Below are 19,143 nucleotides of genomic sequence, written 5' to 3' on the forward strand. Positions count from 1 at the left end.
TATAAAATTTTACAACCCTGTCCTATTCTTGTGTTGTATCAATATACTACTCTTCCGATGTGATTCTGTCTGAGGTATATGGAAAATCAATTTTCAGATCACGGAAATAGTATTCCCGGTCTCTCTCCCCAATCTCTCTGGACACACGACATGGATTACCTACTGCAACCACATTTGCCGGAATATCTTTCGTCACGATACTGCCGGCACCAATGACACTATTATCTCCAATGGTAACTCCCGGAAGAATCACCGCATTACTTCCGATCCAGACATTTCTACCAATGTGAATTGGCAGAGAATAATGTGCCCCCATTCCACGATACTCCGGTTCCACCGGATGTCCGGTAGTACAAAGTGTTACATTCGGTCCGATCATGGTTTTATCTCCGATGAAAATATCTCCGTCATCTATCACACTCAGATTGAAATTTGCATAAAAACCGCCTTCCAGGTAGAGATGGCAGCCATAAGACATATGGACACCATCTTCAATAAACACACTGTCCCCACATTTTCCCAGCAATCCTTTCAACAGTTCCTGCCGTTTCTTCCGGTCTTCCGGACGGGTATGGTTGTAATCAAACATTACTTCTTTACAATGTCTGCGCAGTGCGTCCAACTCCTGTTCCTGTTCAATATCTACCGGATCCTTATGTCCGTGCTCATAAAAAAGCATTCCATTTGCTATTCTGTCTTTTAACTGCATCATATTATCCCTCTCTCTTTTTTTTATGGGTTCAGGCACAGAAATGCCCCCAGATTCCCCCGTTTTCCATGACTGGCTCTGTGAGAAAACAACAATTCCGGATTACAGCAGGTGCACACATCCGTCACTTCCAGATGATCTTTCTTCACACCAGCATCCAGCAGCACAATTTCATTCGCTTTCCACAAATCCAGCTGATACTTTCCATTTCCTTTATCAATCAGAATTTCTGACGTATGCCCGGGAAACGCCTGCATAAACTGCACAGCCACGTCCTCGCTGATCTCATAACAATCCTGGCAGATTGATGGTCCAATGGCGCAATACACATCGGATGCCTCTGTGCCAAATGCATTATGCATAGCTTCCAGTGTACATTTTCCCATACGTGCAACTGTACCACGCCAGCCGGAATGACTCAGTCCAATGGCATGGTGTACCGGATCCACAAAATATAATGGTACACAGTCTGCATAGAAAGTAACAAGTGTCAGCCCTGAAACATTTGTGATCAGGCCGTCTACATCCGTATAATCCCTTGGACAGATCACGCCCTTGCCCGCATCTTCTTTGGTCACCAGCCGCACATTTGTTGTATGAGTCTGATCTGAACACACAAGATGACCGTTGTCCGTCCCCAGTGTTTCTGCCACCCTGCGATAATTTTCTTTCACAGATTCTGTTACATCCCCACGGCTGAAGCTGAGATTCAATGACGAAAAAATTCCTTCGCTGACACCACCATACCGCGTAGTAAAGCAATGACGAACTACTCCGGTCTGATCCAGCAACGGAAAATGAAACAACGGTACCTGTGCCCCATTGTTCAGCGGATGCATCTCTAGTCGAAGGGACTGTGCCCCTTCTTTTTTTCGCTTGATTGCAGATATAATGCAGCATTCATCATCGTTTTGTTTTTCATTCTTATTATCGGCTGTCCGTTCTGTTATTGTATGTTCCATCTGTTCACCTTCTTTCGTTTCCATATCACATAGGCACAGTTTTTTCACAAAGCGGACATTCGCAATCCACTTTCGCTGCTTACTTATAAAGGCAGCATTTGTCACATCGAAAAATTCCCGCAATAGGCAAATGCATTTTCCATCAGTTCTACAGCATCCGCCGAAACCTGCGCCACATCAAAACGACAGGGATGATCCATCGGATACCCGTAGCGTCTCAGATAAAATGCTGCCGCATTGGATATTCGTTTCTGTTTCCGATGATCTACTGCCTCACAGGGAGAGCCATACCCCAGGTTGCTGCGGTATTTTACTTCTACAAAAATCAGATAACCATCTTTTCTGGCAATCAGATCAATTTCTCCAAAGCGGCAACTAAAATTATGTTCCACAATATCATATCCATGCTGTTTCAGCCATCCAGCCACCCGCTGTTCCTGTACTGTTCCGATTTTTCTTGTATTCATTTTTGTCTTTCTACTCTCTCCGGCAAATAACAAGATTTTATTTGTTTGTGTACTAAATCGCATAGGATGCAAATCTTTTTCACATCCCTCTGATCTATACTGTAATAAAATTATGTATAAAACTCCGCCTGTGAATCGGTGTCGCACCGTATTTTTTCAGTGCATCAATATGAGCCGCAGAGCCATATCCCTTATTAGATGCAAAACCATATTCCGGCATCACTTTATCATATTCCACCATCAGCCGGTCTCTGGTCACCTTCGCAATGATGCTGGCAGCACCGATGGAAATACTCTTAGCATCCCCTTTGATGATCGGCACCTGATGGATCTCCACCTGTGGAATTGTTACAGCATCATTTAATAGCAGATCCGGCTGCGGATCCAGTTTGCTGATAGCTTCCCGCATTGCTTCATAAGTTGCCTGCAGAATATTGATCTCATCGATCCGGGCCGGAGATGCCATTCCAATACCAGTGGCAACTGCCCGTTCCATGATTACATCGTACAGTTCTTCTCTCTTTTTCTCACTGAGTTTTTTAGAATCGTTGATATATAAAATATTGCAGTCTTTTGGCAGGATTACCGCACCGGCCACCACTGGGCCAGCCAGAGGTCCTCGTCCTACCTCATCGATTCCACAGATTAATGCATAATCTGCGTATTTGCGCTCATAAACCTTCAATGCTTCTATACGCAATATTTCTTTTTCATACTTTTCCTGCCGCTTCTGTGCCTGGGCCAGCATCGTTCTGACTCCGGCACGCTCATCTGCGGCATATCTTCGGATAAATTCCGACAATTCTGTATCCGCCGTTGCTTTTAATTCTTCTTTGATTTCACCGATTTTCCGCACTTCCATTATTCTGCCTCCGGTAATTCCAGGGTGATCCGACCGAGACGTCCGGAGCGAAAATCATCAACAACAAGCGCAGCAGCTTTGCTGTAATCAATCTCATTTCCACGTTGCACACAGCCGCGTTTCTGTGCAATTGCCTCCAGAAGTTCCACCGGACGTTCCACAGTTTCCTCCACTTCATAACGAGCCGCCAGTGTCCCAGCATAGTTTTCTTTCAGATAAGAAATCAATTCCAGTGAAAGTTCATCAATATTCAGGATTTCATCTTTGATGGAGCCGATCAGAGCCAGACGAAGCCCTACCATCTGATCGTCAAACTTCGGCCAGAGGATACCCGGTGTATCCAACAGTTCCACATCCTTATTGAGGCGGATCCACTGTTTTCCTTTTGTCACACCCGGTTTATTTCCAGTTTTCGCGCATGCTTTTCCAGCAAAAGTATTGATAAAAGTAGACTTTCCTACGTTCGGAATTCCCACAACCATAGCGCGCACCGGACGGTTTTTAATACCTCTGCGACGGTCACGCTCGATTTTTTCTTTACATGCTTCCAGAATCACATTCTGTATTTCTTTCATACTATTTCGTCGGCGAGCATCCAGCTTTACCACATAAAATCCTTTTTCTTTAAAATAAGAAGCCCAGGTCTCGTTTTTCCGCTCATCAGACAAATCTGATTTATTCAGCAGAATCAGTCGTGCTTTATTTTTCCCAAGCTCATCAATATCCGGATTCCGACTACTGAGAGGGATTCTCGCATCTACCAGCTCAATGACCAGATCGATCAGTTTTATATCTTCCTGCATCTGACGTTTTGCTTTTGTCATATGCCCCGGGTACCATTGAAAATTCATATCTTTTTCCTTCTTTCTCTTACCGGATCCTTCCCATTTTCTTAAACGGACGAACCACAAACCATGCTTTTCCCTTGATATATTCTTTTTTAATATTTCCTATATTTGCATAACGGCTATCTTCACTGCTGTTTCGGTTGTCACCCAGGACAAAATATTCATCCTCACCAACTGTGATCTCTTCTTCTGCCACACCTGCATTTTTGATGGTATCTGTATCTTCCGTATCATATAGTTCCCCATTGACATACAGCAGACCACTTTTAATCTGCACCTTATCTCCCGGAACACCGATCACACGTTTTACATAATAGTGACTCTTTTCATTGCCATTTGGCAAAAAAACGATCACATCGCCGGACTTTGGACTCTTAACATTATAAATAAACCGGTTTACCAGTATCTGACTGCCATCTGATACGGTAGACTCCATAGAATTTCCCACCATAGTCACTCTCATTCCCGCACAATACACCAGCACAAATGCCACCAGTAACACGATCAGAATCTCCACTGCCCATGCAGCTGCACTCTTCGCCGTAGACAACTTCATTTTTCTGCGCTTTCTCCGGAAATTCAGACCGCTGGTTCGAAATAACATCATCATTTTCCTCCCTTTCATAACATGCATCCCTATTGTACCAGAAAAGAGATTTGTTTGATAGAAAATTCAACATAATTTCCTATCAAACGAAAAAATCCCCTGAAGATGCATACACATCAACTCAGGGGATTATCATCATTCAGCATTCAAAAGCGAATTATTTTACTAACTCTTTAACTTTAGCTTTCTTACCTACACGGTCTCTCAGGTAGTAAAGTTTTGCACGTCTTACTTTACCGTAACGAACGATTTCAACTTTCTCTACGTTCGGAGAGTGTAATGGCCATGTCTTCTCTACGCCTACACCGTTGGAGAATTTACGAACTGTAAATGTCTCACGGTTGCTTCCGCCCTGTTTCTTTAATACAGTACCCTCGAAAACCTGAATTCTTTCGCGGTTACCCTCTTTGATTTTTGCAGATACACGAACAGTATCTCCTACGGAAAACTCCGGTACTTCAGCTTTCAGCTGCTCAGCTTCGATGCTTTTGATAATTTCATTTGCGTTCATTTTTGTGACCTCCTGTTATTTGGATGTTCTTAATACATAATGTAGCAGAGGACCATCTCTTTTTTAATTCACAACGTATGATAGTTTACCATACTTATTTATAAAAATCAACATAAAATACTGCTTTTACATTGTATTTTTGACAATTCATTCGTGGATAGTAAAAAAAGTAAGTAAAGCGGATGTACACACTCTATTTTTTCAGTTGCTTTAGAATCTGCTTTACATCTGCCCGCGAGAGTTCTGCTTCCTCCAGCAATTCCGGTCGGTTGCGCAGCGTCCGCTGCACAGACTGCTCATGTCGCCAGCTTTCAATCTTTTTATGATCTCCGGAAAGCAGTACCTGCGGCACTTCCTTTCCGTTCCAGTTCGCCGGACGGCTATACTGCGGATATTCCAACAGACCGCCTTCTAATGATTCCGTAGATCCGGATTCCTCATTGGTCAGCACACCCGGAACCATTCTGGAAATTGCGTCCACCATAACCATGGCAGGAAGTTCCCCGCCGGTCAGCACATAATCACCAATGGACACATAATCTGTCACGATTTCCTCCAACACACGTTCATCCACGCCTTCATAATGCCCGCACAAAAAGATCAGATCTTCTTCTCTTGCATATTCCTTTGCCATCTCCTGTGCAAACACCTGTCCCTGCGGCGTCAGATACACACAGCGCGGTTCATAGCCCACCTCCGCCACGATACTCTTCCATGCATCGTAAATGGGCTGTGCCTGCATAACCATTCCAGCTCCTCCGCCATAAGGATAATCGTCAACCTTTTTATGACGATCCTTGGTAAAATCCCGGATATTGATCACATTTATTTCAATCAGATTCTGCTCTACAGCATTTCCGATAATACTCGTATTCAGTCCCTGCATCACCATCTCAGGAAACAATGTTAAAATATGAAATCTCATCGACTAATCCCTCAATCCAGGCATCAGATATACTGTCATCACCATCTGTTCCATGTTAATATCCCGAATGCAATCCTTGATTGCAGGAAGCAGAAGCTGTGATGCACCATTCTGCTCTACTACATAGACATCATTGGCTCCGGTCTGAAGCACATCGGTCAATGTTCCCAGTTCTTCTCCTTCCGTGGAAACCACACGCATACCGATCATATCTGCGATAAAATATTCATCTTTCTGCAGTTTCACAGCATTTTCCCGTGTCACATACAAGCTTTTCCCACGAAACCGTTCCACTTCATTAATATTCTGAAACTCTTTGAACTTCAGAATCACCATCTGTTTAAAAAATTTCACCTGGCAGATATGAAGTGTCATTCGTTCTTTACCGGTATCTAAAATAACCTCTTTTAATTTCTTAAAACGCTTCACATCATCCGTGGTAGGAAATACTTTGACCTCCCCGGCAATTCCATGTGTGCTTGAAATCACACCTACCTGTAAAAATTCTTCCATATTCTCCCTTTCAAAAAAGGGACATAGTTTAACACCATGTCCCTTATCGCCTTTTACTGTACGATCTCTACGATAACTTTTTTGTCCTCGCGAGATGCAGCAGCTTTCACAACAGAACGGATTGCTTTCGCAATTCTGCCCTGCTTACCGATCACTTTTCCCATGTCGGCCTGTGCAACATGCAGCTCCAGAACGGTTGCCCGGTCTTTCTCTGTCTCTGTCACAGTAACTTCTTCAGGATTGTCGACTAGTGATTTTGCAATTACTTCTACTAATTCTTTCATCACGTTTCCCTCACTAATCTATTATTTCTCGATACCAGCTGTTTTTAAAATTTTCTCAACTGTCTGTGTAGGCTGTGCTCCGTTTGCTAACCATTTTTTAGCTGCTTCTTCGTCTACGCGGATCTCAGACGGCTCTTTTGTCGGATCATAATATCCAATCTCATCGATGAATCTACCATCTCTCGGGCTTCTGGAATCTGCTACTACGATTCTATAAAAAGGAGCTTTTTTCTGTCCCATTCTTCTTAATCTGATTTTAACTGCCATGTCATTTCACCTCCTCAATTTTCTACTTCACTGCGCATACGCGCTATATGGTTAAAAAGGAAACTTGAAATTTCCAAATTTACCGCCACGTTTACCTTTGCCCATCATACCGGGCATCTGTTTCATCATCTTGCGAGCCTGCTCAAATTGCTTTACCAGACGGTTTACTTCGCTGATATCCACACCGGCACCTGCCGCAATTCGACGTTTTCTGCTTGGATTGATCAGATTTGGATCCCCACGCTCCGCCGGAGTCATGGAACAGATGATTGCTTCAATACGCGCCATCTTCTTCTCATCCATCGCATCTTCAATCTGCTTCATCTGTGCGCCGCCAATTCCCGGCATCATACTCAGGACATTCGCAAAACCGCCCATCTTCTTCATCTGACTCATAGAATCCAGATAGTCATTGAATGTGAACTCTGCTTTTCGGAAACGTTTTTCCATCTCTGCAGCTTTCTCATCATCCATCTCTGCCTGCGCCTTTTCGATCAGAGTAAGTACATCACCCATTCCAAGGATTCGGGAAGCCATTCGCTCCGGATAAAACTGCTCCAGGTCAGAAAGCTTTTCTCCCATACCAGCATACAGAATCGGTTTTCCGGTTACCGCACGGATAGAAAGTGCGGCACCACCTCTGGTATCACCATCTAATTTCGTGAGGATCACTCCATCAATTCCGATTTTCTCATCAAAGGTGCTTGCTACATTGACTGCATCCTGACCAGTCATGGCATCTACTACCAGAACCGTCTGCGCTACATCCACATTTTCTTTAATCTCAATCAGCTCATCCATCATATCTTCATCTACATGAAGACGACCAGCCGTATCGAGAATGACAACATTATTACCGTTTTTTGCTGCATGCTCTACCGCTGCTTTTGCAATATTGACCGGTTTATGCCCATCGCCCATGGTAAATACTTCCACACCCTGTTTTTCACCGTTAACCTGTAACTGCTGGATCGCAGCCGGACGATAAACGTCGCAGGCAACCAGAAGTGGTTTCTTTCCTTTGAGTTTGAATTTCCCTGCAAGTTTTGCAGTTGTTGTCGTTTTACCGGCACCCTGCAGACCAACCATCATAATGATCGTCGTTGCCTGTCCCGGACGAAGTTTTAACTCTGTTGTCTCGGAACCCATCATTTTGATCATCTCTTCGTTTACGATCTTAATGACCATCTGTCCCGGATTCAGACCATTCATTACGTCTGCACCAATCGCACGTTCCTGTACAGATTTTACAAACTGCTTCACTACTTTAAAGTTTACATCTGCTTCCAGCAACGCCATCTTAACTTCTTTCAGGGCAGCTTTCACATCTGCCTCTGTCAGCCGGCCCTTGCTGCGCAGGTTTTTAAATACATTTTGCAGTTTTTCGGATAAGCTGTCAAATGCCATACTTATAATTCCTCCAAAATCCGTCCGGAAATCTGATTGATTTCCTCCATTGTCTGTGCAATACAGTCCTTGTTATAATGAAGTGACAGATCACGAATCTTTGAAACATCTTCTTTTGTCTTCCAGAAGCGTTCTACCAGATGAAGTTTTTCTTCATATCCGGCAAGGATCTTATCACATCGCTTTACCAGATCATGTACACCCTGACGGCTGATCCCGAGTTCCTCAGCAATCTCACTCAATGACATATCATTGAGTACAACATCTTCATATACACGTTTCTGATGCTCTGTGAGCAATTCTCCATAAAAATCATACAAAAAGACCTGACGTCCAATTTTCTCCATGTCAATCACCTTTGCTAGATTATCACACTTATTTTTTCCTGTCAAGTATTTTTTCTTTACACTTTAAAACTTTTTTCTGACACTCTGCACAATTTCTCAAGTAAGTATGCTATCACAGCCTTACGCGTTTAAAACTATCAATAGCACATATTTCTTTTTTAATAGGAACAGCCCTTAGGAACGGTTGACCACCATTCATAAGGGCTGCAATATCATAGTAAAGCGGACATTCGCAATCCGCTTTCGCTACTTGCTCATGAACGCACGTTAGAATGTAAACTTGTCTGCGAAATAAGCATCCAGTTCAGCAATCGGAATGCGAACCTGTTCCATCGTATCACGGTCACGAACAGTAACTGCATGATCTTCTTCGGAATCAAAATCGTATGTAACACAGAACGGTGTACCGATCTCATCCTGGCGACGGTAACGTTTACCAATGTTTCCTCTGTCATCAAACTCACAGTTGTATTTTTTGCAAAGCTGCTCAAATACTTTCTCAGCGCCGTCATTTAATTTCTTGGATAACGGAAGGACACCAATCTTAACCGGAGCCAGTGCCGGATGAAAATGAAGAACGGTTCTTACATCCGGTTTCTCCTCTGTTCCGATGTTTTCTTCATCATATGCACCACACAGGAATGCAAGCACCACGCGGTCTGCACCGAGAGACGGTTCAATAACGTATGGGATATATTTTGTATTTTTCTGGTCATCAAAGTACGTCAGATCCTGACCGGATGTATTTTGATGCTGAGTTAGATCATAATCGGTACGGTCTGCAATACCCCAGAGCTCACCCCATCCAAACGGGAATAAAAACTCAATATCACTAGTTGCTTTACTGTAGAAGGATAACTCCTCCTGATCATGATCGCGGACACGCATCTCTTCTTCTTTCATTCCAAGAGATTTCAGCCAGTTGATACAGAAGTTTCTCCAATAATCAAACCACTCCAGATCGGTATCCGGCTCGCAGAAGAACTCAAGTTCCATCTGTTCGAACTCTCTGGTACGGAATGTAAAGTTACCCGGTGTGATCTCATTACGGAAAGATTTACCGATTTGTCCGATACCAAACGGGATTTTCTTTCTGGATGTACGCTGTACGTTTTTGAAGTTTACGAAAATGCCCTGTGCTGTCTCCGGACGAAGATATACGGTATTTTTTGCATCCTCTGTGACACCCTGAAATGTCTTGAACATCAGGTTGAACTGACGGATATCTGTAAAATTATGTTTGCCACAGGTCGGACACGGTACATTGTTATCTGTGATAAAGTTTTTCATCTCTTCCTGTGTCCATCCATCTACGGAACCCTTTAATTCAATGTGGTTTTCCTCAGCAAAATCCTCAATGATCTTATCTGCACGAAAACGCTCATGGCACTCTTTACAATCCATCAGCGGATCAGAAAACCCGCCAAGATGTCCGGATGCCACCCATGTCTGCGGATTCATCAGGATTGCACAATCAACACCTACGTTGTACGGACTCTCCTGGATAAATTTCTGCCACCATGCTTTTTTTACATTGTTCTTCAGTTCTACACCAAGATTACCATAATCCCATGTATTTGCAAGTCCACCGTAAATCTCAGATCCCGGATATACAAATCCTCTGGATTTTGCCAGTGCCACAATTTTCTCCATTGTCTTTTCCATTATATGTCCTCTTTCTTCCATTTATTTTGAAGTATCCTTCAATTCCTATTGATATAGTACATAAACCAGTACCGCTTCGTCTGTATCCTGCTTCTTCTGTGTGACATTTACCTGTTTCTCTGATGTCACTTCAGTTCCATCTGCGGATACATATACAATTTTTCCCGGAACGATCAGATCTGAATTTGCTTTTACGATCAGCACCTTCAGATCATCCTCTTTCAGCAACGTGGATCCTTTCACGGATTTCTTGTCTGCCTTGCCTTCTGTCACCGGATAAAAATCCAGATCAAAATCATAGCCGGCAGCCTGTGCTTCCACAATACTTCCGGAAAAGCACTCAATACCTGAAAAATCACTGAATGTCTCTGCATCTTCATATTGCAGAGTAAGATATGCCTTTTTCTCTTCTACTTTTGAATCTGTCACAGAAACAGATTTCTTTCCATGTTCCTGTGTATATGCCTCCACAGCTTTCTGCACGTAAGTATTGAGCTCTTCCTCGTCATAATAGGACTGATCAAAAGATTCTACGGCTGCTTCCAGAACTTTGCCGCTTTTCTGTAATGCGATCGTATTCTCCTGCACATCCAGTTTAGCTCCGCATGCTCCAAGCAGCACACTCATACCGATGCAACAGCCAAGCGCCGCCATTCTTTTTTTCATCTCTTATCCTCCAGCTTCAGGTTCAAGAATGCCCTGTTTCTATGCTATTCTGTACTCTCTGTAAAGCAGAACATTCATTCTGTCCACAGTTCAAGAATCACTGCAGATTCATACTACTTTACATCAATTTCTAAATTATAACGGTTTACGCCTCTGATTGCAAGTATTCCTAAGATAAAAAAACAGGGGTCTTCAATTCTTTTTCCACATACTGTCTCATATAATACTGAATCAGCTTTGTTACCTGTCCAAGAACTTCCTCCGTAACAGTAAAGGTGTACAGCTTTTCCACCGGTGCTGTCACTATGTACTGCATCGTATATAACGCTGCTTCATCCAGCGGATATTTCACGGGACCCGGCTGACATTCCCTGCACATGACACCGTTACTTTTTTCATCAAAGCACCAAAGCTGTTCCCGGCTGCCACAGGAAGTACATGCAAACACATTCGGATAGACACCAAAATACACCAGTGTCTTCAGTTCATAGATCACCCGCACCAGTTTCGGTGACAAAGACGGTACATTGAGTGCCCGCAATGTCTGATATACCAGTTTCAGCTGATTGATACAGTCGTTGTTTTCCTGGCAGAAATAGTCTGCCAGTTCCAGAAAGTAACAACCATAATACGTCTTATCCAGATCCATGGCAAGTTCCCGGAAGTAATTACTGATCTCCGCCTTCACCACCGTATAGGAACTGCGTCCCTCATAAGCCTCAAACGTACCAAAGCAAAACAGGTTCGTTGCCGCCTGCAAGGAACTTTTCGGTCTTCTGGCTCCCCGGGCAAAAGCAGTGATTTTTCCGCGTTCCCGGGTTAATATTGTAATTCTCTTATCATATTCTCCCACCGGCATCGTATTCAGGATCATTCCTGTCAGAATGCAAGTCTGCCCCATAAATCATTCCACTTCTTCCCTGGCTGTCGGTCTCATAGTCTGCATATTTTCCAATACTGCTGCGACAGTAAGTCAGATAATCAGAAACCCGTCCGCTTTTTTCAAAACTCAGCCATTTTTTATCTTCCATTGCATACTCCCCCTTATCTCTTCTCCAGATACTGTTAGAGTATGCAGTCTGTTACGGATTATTCGTTGATGTTATATCCAAAATTTTTCATCTGGATATCGCTGTCACGCCAGCCTTTGCGCACTTTTACCCAGAGACGCAGGTTGACTTTGCCTTCCAGCAGTTTTTCAATTTCAAAACGGGCATTACTTCCAATCTTTTTCAGCATCGCTCCACCTTTTCCGATGATGATTCCCTTATGAGAATCCCGCTCACAGATAATGGTAGCCTCAATATCCGTAATTCCGTTCTTTCTCTGTTTCATGGACTCGATCGTTACCGCAATACCGTGTGGGATTTCCTCGTCCAGTGCATGCAACGCTTTCTCACGGATGATCTCTGCCACGATCTGACGCTCCGGCTGATCAGTCACAGTATCTTCATCGTAAAACATCGGACCATACGGCAGATATTTAAAAATCATATCAATGATCGTATCTGTATTATCCCCATGCAGCGCAGATGCCGGAATAATCTCAGCAAAATCCAGAAGTTTGCGGTATGCATCGATAAACAGCAATACTTCTTCTTTTTTTACTGTATCCGTCTTGTTGATGACCAGGATCACAGGCAGATTGGATTTGCGCAGCTGCTCTGCAATATGCTGCTCACCGGCGCCAATAAAAGTGCTCGGTTCTACCAGCCATACAATCACATCCACATCCTGTAACGTACGCTCCGCAACAGTCACCATATATTCACCCAGTTTGTTTTTTGCTTTGTGAATACCCGGTGTATCCAGAAATACGATCTGCCCCCGGTCTGTGTCTGTATACACAGTCTGGATCCGATTTCTTGTGGTCTGTGGTTTTTTAGATGTAATGGCGATTTTCTGACCGATCAGCTGATTCATCAATGTGGATTTACCTACATTCGGTCTGCCAATCAGTGTCACAAAACCTGATTTAAAATTTGCATTCATATGTTATCTCCTTTTACAACGTTTCTAATACATCAAACAGGTCTGATTCTTCCTGCAATTTTCCTTCATTTCCGATGGCACAGATATAGCTGTGATCCAATGCTGTCTGCATAACATCTGCAAGATCTTTGATATCCTGCGGACGTGTGTGCAATGCCTGCTGCCGCTCTTCCTGGATCATCTCGTAAGTTACACCGGTCAGATAAGAAAGCAGCGATCTTCTGCCCTGGCTTAACGGTGTCAGCGGAGCGTCCAGTTCACTGAAAGCACCAATGACAAGGCGGGTCATACCACGCTCATCTATCTCAAAATTTTTCAAATACTCCGGCACACCACGATACACATCCAAAGTACGTCCCAGATTCGGATCACGGTAAGACAAAAAGCATACGTCCCCGTTTCTGCCTATATTTGTGCTGCATCCATAAGCACCGCCCTTGACACGGATATTCTGCCACAGATACTCATAATTCATGATCACTCTAAACACACGCATAGAACCGTTGTAGGAAGCTCCTCCCTTTGCAAAATTACCCGCCAGAGACACATACTGAATCTGGGAAGCGTCCAGAAATCCTTCATTCTTCTGTTCCGGCAGGGAGATTTCCACATGTTCCTTTGCTGTATCCGCATACAATCCTTCGGTAAGCTGTACAGACAACTCCCTGAGTGCTGCGTATCCGGCTGCATCACTGGTGACACTGACCAGAAGATTTTGTGGTTGAAAGATCAGACTGCATACTTCCTGCATTTTTTCCATCAGTTTCTGTTTTTCTGTCTCATAGTCTGTCACAATCCGGTCAAGGCTTTCATAAAATCCGATACCCTGAATGCTGTCTGCATATTTTGCCCGCTTTGAATAATAAGATAATGCCCTTGTCGCAGAAACCACATTACCGCTGTCACTGAGTTCATTGCGAAGTCTGGATTTAACCTGTGCCAGCACCTCATAAATACGTTTTTCATCTGTGAACTGTGTAGAAAGCATCATACTTCGGATCAATTCCACGCCACGGCTGAGATTGGATTTCAGTGTCTTCAGACGGACTTCATATTTTACCTGATAGCAGTCTGCCCGCTGCACATCTCCTGTGACATTTACTTCATTGGAAATACCTCCGGTATACAGATTGACTTCATCCGTAAAATCTGTATAGCTGTAATCCGATGTATTTAATTTACCCATCAGTATTTTCAAAATGCCAAGATACGGAATCAGTTCCTCAGAAATATGATGTGCATCAAACAGCAGATCCAGATATACAATACCATTCGTCTGATACTCATGCCACAGATACGGAATACCATTGATCGTTTCTTCCGCATTCTTATAAGGTTCACTTGTCTGCTTCATGTCCTCACGTGAAAGCAGCGGAATGGTCTCCAGCTGTTCCTTGGTAGATGGCTCTTCCTCATATATTTCCAGTGCCTTCGTCTCTTCTACAAGTTTGTCAATCTCCTCTTTGCTCAGAGACGCTTTATATGCCTGCAGTTTTTCTTTTAATGCCTGTTCCCGTTTACCGGTCAGACCAATCTCCGGAACAACACGGACAAGTGCATTATGTGTATTATCCAGAAAATATTTCTGGATCAACTGTTCAAAATAATCCGTTTCCAGTTGTTTTCGCAGATAATCGTAAACACCCAGTTCTTCTATATGAAGGAATGGTGCATTCTCATCATACAGCCAGCTGTCCATGATCTGCAGGCCAAACATCAGTCCTTTTGGAAAACGTCCAAAATCTGCCTCACGGAACTTAAACTCCGAACCGTTAATAGCAGCCAGCAATGTCTTTTTGTTAATTCCGTTTTCCACCTGCTCCTGCAGCACCTTACGGATGATCTGGACGAAACGCTTCTGATCGGAAGCATTGGCATGTTTTGCAACAATCGAAAAAACCGGCTGATAGCTGCTGCTGTCATAACCACCATAGATATCCGTACCGATCCCCGCATCCAGCAGAGCCTGTTTGATCGGTGCCCCCTGGGTACTGAGCAGAGCATAATCCAGAATATCAAACGCAATATACTGCTCTCTGTTCAGATTGTTTCCAACCGCCCAGTTGCAGGACAGATACGTATTGTTTTCTGTACTGTCTGTACTGGAGATAGAATATGGAATCTCATGTTCCACCGGTTCTGTAAAAGGTGCCTGCTCCGGAATCGCAGAATCCACATTGATTCTGTCATAATTGCTTAAATATTCCTGATCCAGCCACTTCAGTTTTTCCACCACATCCATATCACCATACAGATAGATCCAGGAATTGGATGGATGATAATACTGACGATGGAAATCCAGATACGCCTCGTAAGTCAGCTCCGGAATCACCTGCGGATCTCCGCCGGACTCATTGCTGTATGGAGTATCCGGGAATAAGGAGCGTAAAATCTCACGATCCAGCACACCATCTGCAGAAGAAAAGGCGCCTTTCATCTCATTGTATACAACACCGTTCAGCGTCAGCTCGTCTTCCGGACTGTTCAATTCATAATGCCAGCCCTCCTGACGGAAGATGTTCTGTTCCTTATAAATGTTCGGTGAAAATACACTGTCCAGATAAACATCCATCAGATTCTGAAAATCTTTGTCATTGCAGCTTGCCACCGGATAAATGGTTTTATCCGGATAAGTCATTGCATTTAAAAATGTATTGAGAGAGCCTTTTACCAACTCAATAAAAGGATCCTTCACCGGGAATTTTTTACTGCCGCATAATACGGTATGCTCAATGATATGCGGTACACCGGTGCTGTCCTTTGGCGGTGTGCGGAATGCGATATAAAATACTTTATTGACATCTTCATTCGACATAACACAGATACGTGCACCACTCTTTTTGTGCACCAGCAATATGCCGTCTGAATGAATGTCATCCAGTCTTTTCTCCTCTCTGATTTCATAAGCGTTTAACTGACTCAATTCTGGTTTCAAATATCGTTTCCTCCATTTTCTTCTGTCTTCTGACAGACTGTCTTTTCTATAATATACTTTGCTGTAGTTTTTCCAGTATCTCTTATTCTTACACACTTTCCTCCAAAAGTAAAGAGACAGCAGACATATCACATTTTGTCTGCTGTCTTCTCATTCAAAAAGGGCTGTCCTAATGGACAGCCCCTTGGGGTCATATTCATTTATCTAAATAAATTAACCAAGGCGTGTAACGTTTGCAGCCTGTGGCCCTTTATCACCTTCGATCACTTCAAATTCAACAGCTTCCCCATCTTTCAGCTCTTTGAATCCATCCATGTTCAGTGCGGAGAAATGAACGAAAATATCATTTCCTTCTGCATCTGAAATAAATCCATAACCCTTTTTTGCATTAAACCATTTTACAGTTCCCTGTTGCATAAAATACTTCCTCCTAAAACATGCGCACAATCTGTGCAAAATTGACAACTTAAACGTATCACACTTCAATATTTTTGTCAAGAAAATACGAAAAATCTGTCATTTATTTATTCACAATAAACGAATCATATGCTCTTTTTCTGTAATGTTGAATATTTCTTTCTAAATTTCTGCAAAATAACCCTGTTTTCTTCAGTTTTATCTCAGTCGAGAAGACTCCCACTTCTGCAAGTGGTGAGTAAAAACAAGTCTTTCTCAGTGGGAGTACAATCTCCGACTGAGATAAACGCTCCGCGTGGATGTGCAGTGATTCTGAAAAGAATATGTCAGCTTTCGCTGACCAGAATCACGCACCAAGTCTCACGTGCGTTCGACTTGAACTTATGGCTGTACTTTTTTTGCTCTGCGCTGTTCTTTCTTAGATTCCTGATTGGAAACAATAATACAGCAGCTTGCATCTCCGGTAATATTGACAGTAGTACGCCCCATATCAAAAATACGATCCACACCAGCTACCAGTGCAATGCCGTCTACCGGAAGTCCTACGGAAGTCAGCACCATTGCCAACATGACCATCCCGGAACCCGGAACGCCTGCGGTACCAATGGATGCCAATGTTGCCGTCAGAATAATGGTCATCATCTGCGGTAATGTCAGATGAATACCGTAACAGGATGCAATGAAAATTGCACATACGCCCTGATAGATTGCAGTTCCATCCATATTAATGGTAGCTCCCAATGGAAGTACAAAGGAAGATACTTCTTTTTTTGCACCAAGTTTCTCCACACACTCCATGTTGATTGGGAGTGTTCCTACCGAAGATGCACTAGAAAAAGCGAACATGATCGCCGGAAGCATTTCTTTGAAGAATTTTGCCGGACTTATGCCTCCCATAGTTTTCACTGCAACAGAGTATACTACAACTGCATGTAAGATATAACAAATGTACGCTGCAAGCAATACCATAGCCAAAGAACCAATGATTGCTGCACCATTACTTGCAACTACCGGACAAAGCAGACAGAATACACCGATTGGAGACAATTTCAGAATCATCTCCATACATTTCATGAAAATTTCATTGATGTTATTGCATGCTTTAACAATCCCAATATTTTTCTCACCAAGTTTAATAATGGAAAATCCAAGCAACAGGGCAATGACAATAACCTGCAACATATTAGATTCCACCATCGGACTGATAAAGTTAGATGGAAAAATATTTACAATCGTATCCATGACAGATGTTTTTTCCGGCATCTCATAAGCCAGATCTGTGGTTGCGATCACCGGAAAGAAACGCTGAAAAACATTTCCACCAATCAAACCGATCGTAATTGCAAATGCTGTGGTGCACATGTAGTAGAGCACTGTTTTTAATCCAATCGTACCTACTTTTTTAATATCCTTCATAGATATGATTCCACACATAATAGAAAATAATACAATCGGAACTACAATAAATTTCAATAAATTCAGGAAAATCGTACCAAATGGTTTGATATAATTTTCCGTAAAGGCTGCCTGACTTTGCATTAGCAAACCTACAACGATTGCCAGGATCAATGCAATAAAAATCTGCATTGCCAATGGCAGTTTTTTCTTTTGTTTATTCATCTCCCACTTTCCCTTTCAGATACGTATTTTTTGAAATATCCTCTATACAATTTTACTTTGTCAAAAGATATCTCCACTTACCAATAACGAAAGTTTTTATTATGTCATTGATAAACACATTGTCATTAACAATACCATATTTCAACCACATTTTCCACAACAATTTTCTTCCATTTTATCTTGAAGTTTATTCATTTTATATTGAAATAACCGCTTCTTTTATGATTTTACAGAAACCGAAACCTGCGGAAATGGAATTTCAATCTGATGTTCATCCAGGGCATATTTTACGTTTTCCGTGATACGCCATCTGGTTTCCCAGTAATCCTCTGTCTTTACCCAGACGCGGATCCCGATAACAACAGCGCTGTCACCGAGACTGTCTACAAAAACATGATATGGTTCTTCGTTTGTCATACAGTTTTTTTCCTGCTCCAACACATCCGAAATCACTTGTTTTGCAAGTCGGATATCCGCATCGTAAGAAATGCCGACGGTAATATCGATACGTCGTTTATTCTGCTGTGTCAGGTTTGTCAGACTGGAATTGGACAGACTGCCATTTGGCAGGACAACCGTCTTGTTATCAACCGTAAGCAGCTTTGTATAACATAGCTGAATTTCCGAAACAGTTCCTTCGTTTCCGTGAGTATCCTCACAGATATAATCCCCCACTTTAAACGGTTTTAAAATCAGGATCAGAACACCACCGGCAAAATTGGAAAGAGTTCCCTGCAACGCCAGGCCGACAGACAATCCGACAGAACCAATGACTGCGATCACTGAACTTGCAGTTATACCGAATTTACCAAGTACCAGCATGATCAGTACAAAATGCAATCCCACATTACACATATTATCCAGAAACTGTTTGACCCCTTCATCCCAGTTGGTTTTATTTAAAAATTTGCGGATAAATTTCCGTACCAGTTTAATTACTTTTCGTCCCACTAACAGAACGATAATCGCGATGACCAGTTTCACCAGAAAGTCCAGCACTGTCGGAAAGGAATCCTCAAAGTACTTCACAATCGTGTCCCAGGACCAGAAGGTCACATTGTCCGTTACCACATCCGTTACTTCATCCGTCAGATTCTGTGCTAATATAAATCTAAGCATACATTTGCTCCAGTTCTTTC

The 19,143-nt window shown here is 42.8% G+C and carries 22 protein-coding genes; all 22 read right to left on the minus strand.

The genetic code is table 11. The features are described 5' to 3' along the window. Window positions 1-46: 46 nt before the first annotated feature. The 22 genes from ACIRUQ_RS07120 to ACIRUQ_RS07225 all read right to left on the minus strand — a co-directional run bounded on the left by ACIRUQ_RS07120 (window position 47) and on the right by ACIRUQ_RS07225 (window position 19,123). Complete coding sequence (locus tag ACIRUQ_RS07120; protein WP_044963871.1) at window positions 47-709, minus strand: sugar O-acetyltransferase; 663 nt, start codon at window positions 707-709, stop codon at window positions 47-49. A 23-nt stretch (window positions 710-732) separates the two neighbouring features. Continuing rightward, window positions 733-1,671: a peptidoglycan editing factor PgeF gene (pgeF, locus tag ACIRUQ_RS07125; protein ID WP_022036320.1), complete on the minus strand. Its 939-nt coding sequence runs from the start codon at window positions 1,669-1,671 to the stop codon at window positions 733-735. A 101-nt stretch (window positions 1,672-1,772) separates the two neighbouring features. Beyond that, the gene (locus ACIRUQ_RS07130; RefSeq protein WP_055289074.1) at window positions 1,773-2,138 is read right to left on the minus strand and encodes a YraN family protein; all 366 of its coding nucleotides are present in this window, start codon (window positions 2,136-2,138) and stop codon (window positions 1,773-1,775) included. Between the two features lie 94 nt (window positions 2,139-2,232). Next, on the minus strand, window positions 2,233-3,000 hold the full coding sequence (locus tag ACIRUQ_RS07135; protein WP_022036322.1) for a ribonuclease HII: 768 nt from the start codon (window positions 2,998-3,000) through the stop codon (window positions 2,233-2,235). After that, a complete protein-coding gene (ylqF, locus tag ACIRUQ_RS07140; protein WP_021740150.1) occupies window positions 3,000-3,851 on the minus strand; it encodes a ribosome biogenesis GTPase YlqF in 852 nt (283 codons plus the stop codon). Before ylqF ends, ACIRUQ_RS07135 begins: the two co-directional genes overlap by 1 nt. A 19-nt stretch (window positions 3,852-3,870) precedes the next feature. Then, entirely contained in the window at window positions 3,871-4,458 is a 588-nt protein-coding gene (lepB, locus tag ACIRUQ_RS07145) for a signal peptidase I (RefSeq protein ID WP_404856543.1), read from the minus strand. A gap of 154 nt (window positions 4,459-4,612) precedes the next feature. Continuing rightward, the gene (gene rplS, locus ACIRUQ_RS07150) at window positions 4,613-4,966 is read right to left on the minus strand and encodes a 50S ribosomal protein L19 (protein WP_021740148.1); all 354 of its coding nucleotides are present in this window, start codon (window positions 4,964-4,966) and stop codon (window positions 4,613-4,615) included. A 193-nt stretch (window positions 4,967-5,159) separates the two neighbouring features. Further along, a complete protein-coding gene (gene trmD / locus ACIRUQ_RS07155; protein ID WP_055289077.1) occupies window positions 5,160-5,891 on the minus strand; it encodes a tRNA (guanosine(37)-N1)-methyltransferase TrmD in 732 nt (243 codons plus the stop codon). A 3-nt stretch (window positions 5,892-5,894) separates the two neighbouring features. Then, window positions 5,895-6,404 (minus strand): ribosome maturation factor RimM, encoded by a 510-nt coding sequence (rimM, locus tag ACIRUQ_RS07160; protein WP_055289080.1) that lies wholly within the window; start codon window positions 6,402-6,404, stop codon window positions 5,895-5,897. 53 nt (window positions 6,405-6,457) lie between these two features. Beyond that, window positions 6,458-6,688, minus strand: coding sequence for a KH domain-containing protein (locus ACIRUQ_RS07165; protein ID WP_021740145.1), 231 nt, complete (start codon window positions 6,686-6,688; stop codon window positions 6,458-6,460). Between the two features lie 21 nt (window positions 6,689-6,709). Beyond that, the gene (gene rpsP / locus ACIRUQ_RS07170; RefSeq protein ID WP_021740144.1) at window positions 6,710-6,955 is read right to left on the minus strand and encodes a 30S ribosomal protein S16; all 246 of its coding nucleotides are present in this window, start codon (window positions 6,953-6,955) and stop codon (window positions 6,710-6,712) included. Between the two features lie 51 nt (window positions 6,956-7,006). Continuing rightward, a complete protein-coding gene (gene ffh, locus ACIRUQ_RS07175; protein ID WP_055289082.1) occupies window positions 7,007-8,362 on the minus strand; it encodes a signal recognition particle protein in 1,356 nt (451 codons plus the stop codon). Between the two features lie 2 nt (window positions 8,363-8,364). Next, window positions 8,365-8,709, minus strand: coding sequence for a YlxM family DNA-binding protein (ylxM, locus tag ACIRUQ_RS07180; protein WP_022036325.1), 345 nt, complete (start codon window positions 8,707-8,709; stop codon window positions 8,365-8,367). Window positions 8,710-8,976: 267 nt separating this feature from the next. Then, the gene (locus ACIRUQ_RS07185) at window positions 8,977-10,374 is read right to left on the minus strand and encodes a glycine--tRNA ligase (RefSeq protein ID WP_022036326.1); all 1,398 of its coding nucleotides are present in this window, start codon (window positions 10,372-10,374) and stop codon (window positions 8,977-8,979) included. Window positions 10,375-10,419: 45 nt separating this feature from the next. Then, window positions 10,420-11,040 carry a hypothetical protein gene (locus ACIRUQ_RS07190; protein ID WP_055289084.1) on the minus strand — a complete coding sequence of 207 codons (621 nt, stop codon included), beginning with the start codon at window positions 11,038-11,040 and terminating at the stop codon, window positions 10,420-10,422. A gap of 169 nt (window positions 11,041-11,209) precedes the next feature. Then, window positions 11,210-11,941, minus strand: a complete 732-nt coding sequence (gene recO / locus ACIRUQ_RS07195; RefSeq protein ID WP_021740139.1) for a DNA repair protein RecO — start codon at window positions 11,939-11,941, stop codon at window positions 11,210-11,212. After that, window positions 11,880-12,071, minus strand: a complete 192-nt coding sequence (locus tag ACIRUQ_RS07200; protein WP_022036329.1) for a hypothetical protein — start codon at window positions 12,069-12,071, stop codon at window positions 11,880-11,882. The genes recO and ACIRUQ_RS07200 overlap by 62 nt, the downstream gene beginning before the upstream one ends. Window positions 12,072-12,129: 58 nt before the next feature. Next, a complete protein-coding gene (gene era / locus ACIRUQ_RS07205; protein ID WP_021740138.1) occupies window positions 12,130-13,032 on the minus strand; it encodes a GTPase Era in 903 nt (300 codons plus the stop codon). Between the two features lie 13 nt (window positions 13,033-13,045). Further along, on the minus strand, window positions 13,046-15,967 hold the full coding sequence (locus tag ACIRUQ_RS07210) for an insulinase family protein (protein WP_055289086.1): 2,922 nt from the start codon (window positions 15,965-15,967) through the stop codon (window positions 13,046-13,048). A 213-nt stretch (window positions 15,968-16,180) separates the two neighbouring features. Continuing rightward, on the minus strand, window positions 16,181-16,384 hold the full coding sequence (locus ACIRUQ_RS07215; RefSeq protein WP_021740136.1) for a cold shock domain-containing protein: 204 nt from the start codon (window positions 16,382-16,384) through the stop codon (window positions 16,181-16,183). A gap of 381 nt (window positions 16,385-16,765) precedes the next feature. Beyond that, window positions 16,766-18,004 carry a dicarboxylate/amino acid:cation symporter gene (locus tag ACIRUQ_RS07220; RefSeq protein ID WP_055289088.1) on the minus strand — a complete coding sequence of 413 codons (1,239 nt, stop codon included), beginning with the start codon at window positions 18,002-18,004 and terminating at the stop codon, window positions 16,766-16,768. Window positions 18,005-18,223: 219 nt separating this feature from the next. Next, a complete protein-coding gene (locus ACIRUQ_RS07225; protein ID WP_021740133.1) occupies window positions 18,224-19,123 on the minus strand; it encodes a mechanosensitive ion channel family protein in 900 nt (299 codons plus the stop codon). Window positions 19,124-19,143 lie beyond the last annotated feature (20 nt).

The organism is Eubacterium ramulus, from assembly GCF_045002895.1.
GTDB lineage: Bacteria > Bacillota > Clostridia > Lachnospirales > Lachnospiraceae > Eubacterium_I > Eubacterium_I ramulus.

Excerpts from the sequence above, each read along its gene's own strand:
- era (WP_021740138.1), bottom strand. The coding sequence starts at position 13,032 with ATGAATGCAAATTTTAAATCAGGTTTTGTGACACTGATTGGCAGACCG.
- lepB (WP_404856543.1), bottom strand. The coding sequence starts at position 4,458 with ATGATGATGTTATTTCGAACCAGCGGTCTGAATTTCCGGAGAAAGCGC.
- ACIRUQ_RS07135 (WP_022036322.1), bottom strand. The coding sequence starts at position 3,000 with ATGGAAGTGCGGAAAATCGGTGAAATCAAAGAAGAATTAAAAGCAACG.
- ACIRUQ_RS07215 (WP_021740136.1), bottom strand. The coding sequence starts at position 16,384 with ATGCAACAGGGAACTGTAAAATGGTTTAATGCAAAAAAGGGTTATGGA.
- rimM (WP_055289080.1), bottom strand. The coding sequence starts at position 6,404 with ATGGAAGAATTTTTACAGGTAGGTGTGATTTCAAGCACACATGGAATT.
- ylqF (WP_021740150.1), bottom strand. The coding sequence starts at position 3,851 with ATGAATTTTCAATGGTACCCGGGGCATATGACAAAAGCAAAACGTCAG.
- ACIRUQ_RS07190 (WP_055289084.1), bottom strand. The coding sequence starts at position 11,040 with ATGAAAAAAAGAATGGCGGCGCTTGGCTGTTGCATCGGTATGAGTGTG.
- ACIRUQ_RS07165 (WP_021740145.1), bottom strand. The coding sequence starts at position 6,688 with ATGAAAGAATTAGTAGAAGTAATTGCAAAATCACTAGTCGACAATCCT.
- trmD (WP_055289077.1), bottom strand. The coding sequence starts at position 5,891 with ATGAGATTTCATATTTTAACATTGTTTCCTGAGATGGTGATGCAGGGA.
- ylxM (WP_022036325.1), bottom strand. The coding sequence starts at position 8,709 with ATGGAGAAAATTGGACGTCAGGTCTTTTTGTATGATTTTTATGGAGAA.
- pgeF (WP_022036320.1), bottom strand. The coding sequence starts at position 1,671 with ATGGAACATACAATAACAGAACGGACAGCCGATAATAAGAATGAAAAA.
- recO (WP_021740139.1), bottom strand. The coding sequence starts at position 11,941 with ATGGGGCAGACTTGCATTCTGACAGGAATGATCCTGAATACGATGCCG.
- ACIRUQ_RS07220 (WP_055289088.1), bottom strand. The coding sequence starts at position 18,004 with ATGAATAAACAAAAGAAAAAACTGCCATTGGCAATGCAGATTTTTATT.
- ACIRUQ_RS07130 (WP_055289074.1), bottom strand. The coding sequence starts at position 2,138 with ATGAATACAAGAAAAATCGGAACAGTACAGGAACAGCGGGTGGCTGGA.
- ACIRUQ_RS07120 (WP_044963871.1), bottom strand. The coding sequence starts at position 709 with ATGCAGTTAAAAGACAGAATAGCAAATGGAATGCTTTTTTATGAGCAC.
- ACIRUQ_RS07200 (WP_022036329.1), bottom strand. The coding sequence starts at position 12,071 with ATGGAAGATAAAAAATGGCTGAGTTTTGAAAAAAGCGGACGGGTTTCT.
- rpsP (WP_021740144.1), bottom strand. The coding sequence starts at position 6,955 with ATGGCAGTTAAAATCAGATTAAGAAGAATGGGACAGAAAAAAGCTCCT.
- ACIRUQ_RS07225 (WP_021740133.1), bottom strand. The coding sequence starts at position 19,123 with ATGCTTAGATTTATATTAGCACAGAATCTGACGGATGAAGTAACGGAT.
- ffh (WP_055289082.1), bottom strand. The coding sequence starts at position 8,362 with ATGGCATTTGACAGCTTATCCGAAAAACTGCAAAATGTATTTAAAAAC.
- ACIRUQ_RS07185 (WP_022036326.1), bottom strand. The coding sequence starts at position 10,374 with ATGGAAAAGACAATGGAGAAAATTGTGGCACTGGCAAAATCCAGAGGA.
- rplS (WP_021740148.1), bottom strand. The coding sequence starts at position 4,966 with ATGAACGCAAATGAAATTATCAAAAGCATCGAAGCTGAGCAGCTGAAA.